Genomic DNA, 1,744 nt, shown 5'->3' with positions numbered 1-1,744 from the left:
TGGCATAAAATACCATCCATTTCGATTATTGGGCGATTTTGAAAATGTCAAGGGCTTTTGAGTATTTTTTGAGCATTTTTTAAAAATGTTTTTTGGTACTAATTTACTGAAAGTGCATAACTACTGTTAATTCAGTAATCTTCATTTCACCAAATTTTATCAATGCGCCAATAACTAAACTTTGCGGCAGTGTTATTCCAATATCTTCAAGCCTCCTGCGCATACTGTGCTTTATAGTTTTATTCACTTCAAAAAAAAGTCTTGCTACCTCGACCTTTTTACTTACGGTTTCCATTACCATATCCTCCATTGCTCAATTATTTTCACATCTTAATATTTCGTACAGAAAATAATTATATTTATCATCGATAATCCTGTCAAGAGCTACAGCAAGTAAAATACGCAAAAATAGCTGGTCCGGATTTTATATCGTCATATTTATTGTTGACATGTGTTCGTTATAGCCGGTATGATTATCATTAAACCACGTCCATAATAACATGGCTTAATACTTCTAATACCGGGGAACAATTTAATTAGTACAATTAAAAAAAGCAGGACAAAGGAGGAAATTATAAAAATGAAAATCGCCATGCCTTACCTGAATGGACAGGTAAACGCACACTTTGGCTCCAGCCGGGAATTTGTCGTAGTTGAAACAGAGAACGGAAAGATTACCGGCAAAAAAATACTGACCAACGAGGTCCTGCACAATCATGGAGGACTGGCCAGTATGCTTAAAACCGAAGGGGTAGAAGTAATCATCACCGGGGGCATCGGCCGGCCGATGGCTGAGGCGCTTCAACGGACAGGCCTGCAGGTGATCTCCGGCGCATCCGGTGAAGTAGAAAGAGTAGCCGCAGACTTTCTCAGCGGCCAACTGGTTACCGGAGGGGGCCAGTGCAACTGCGGCGGGCATCATTAAAGCGATTGAGCAGAGCGAAAGCGTGATCCAAAAGATCACGCTTTTCCAGTTTGCATTCATGATTTTTACTTGCATCAGTTTATTGAAAATCACAGAATCTTTAGTCACTGTTTTGTTTCTGATCTTCCTGCGCGTCCCGGGCGGCTGGTATACGCCCGGAAAGCTGCTTGACGCAGGAGAAATTCGATCTGGGAATTAACACTTCGAAACTCGCCAGCAGCCCATCGTTCCAACACATCGTAAAGTATTGAATCTATGCGCAGAGGAAATTTTTTCTTTGCAGCCATGATTATCCTTCCTGGGTTCTAGTAGAGACTCCCTACATTGATGACCGGCTGAGAAGACCGGTCTGAGACTATTGCAACGAGAAGGTTGTTAATCATCATTACTTTCCGTTCCTCATCCAGCTCAATAATATTATCTTGTTGCAGTTGGGCAATAGCCATTTGAGCCATCCCAACAGCCCCTTCTACGATAATCTGAAAGGATGTTACAGCTTTGGCTTCATTGGGGTGAACGACGTTAATTCCGCTCAATACCAATAGAGAAAGAAGAATGAGGGCAACCTCTGCAACAATATTATAGCTGTCAAAAAAATAAGCGGCTGCGCCAATTAGTAACAGGACAAGTAAAACCCCCAGAAACCCGTTTAACTTCCAAGCCTTGTGTTCAACCGTCTGCCCACCTCCTTTATCGCTTTCTTTTCTGCAACGGGGGCACCCGCCCTGCACACTTTTATACTTGACATAGTCCAGCCCCATAGACCGGGCCTTCAACCGGCACGTTTCACATAAATATATTTTTTCCCCGCCCTCCACC

3 protein-coding genes and 1 pseudogene are annotated in these 1,744 nt (G+C 42.7%); 1 reads left to right on the top strand and 3 read right to left on the bottom strand.

Annotation, left to right across the window (positions count from 1 at the left end):
* Positions 1 to 103: 103 nt before the first annotated feature.
* The gene (locus Psfp_RS21000; RefSeq protein WP_134220453.1) at positions 104 to 295 is read right to left on the bottom strand and encodes a hypothetical protein; all 192 of its coding nucleotides are present in this window, start codon (positions 293 to 295) and stop codon (positions 104 to 106) included.
* 285 nt (positions 296 to 580) lie between these two features.
* Between Psfp_RS21000 and Psfp_RS20995 the strand changes: the two genes are divergently transcribed.
* Complete coding sequence (locus Psfp_RS20995; protein ID WP_134220452.1) at positions 581 to 925, top strand: NifB/NifX family molybdenum-iron cluster-binding protein; 345 nt, start codon at positions 581 to 583, stop codon at positions 923 to 925.
* A gap of 100 nt (positions 926 to 1,025) precedes the next feature.
* On the opposite strand, the gene Psfp_RS20990 is transcribed toward Psfp_RS20995, so the two are convergent.
* Both Psfp_RS20990 and Psfp_RS20985 read right to left on the bottom strand, forming a co-directional pair.
* On the bottom strand, positions 1,026 to 1,163 hold the full coding sequence (locus Psfp_RS20990) for a hypothetical protein (protein WP_192895575.1): 138 nt from the start codon (positions 1,161 to 1,163) through the stop codon (positions 1,026 to 1,028).
* Between the two features lie 67 nt (positions 1,164 to 1,230).
* Positions 1,231 to 1,744, bottom strand: a pseudogene (locus Psfp_RS20985) (hypothetical protein); the annotation flags it as partial.

Source organism: Pelotomaculum sp. FP (assembly GCF_004369245.1).
Taxonomy (GTDB): domain Bacteria; phylum Bacillota; class Desulfotomaculia; order Desulfotomaculales; family Pelotomaculaceae; genus Pelotomaculum_C; species Pelotomaculum_C schinkii.
Note: the sequence above shows the minus strand (reverse complement) of the source record. Positions and strands in the feature narration are given on the sequence as shown.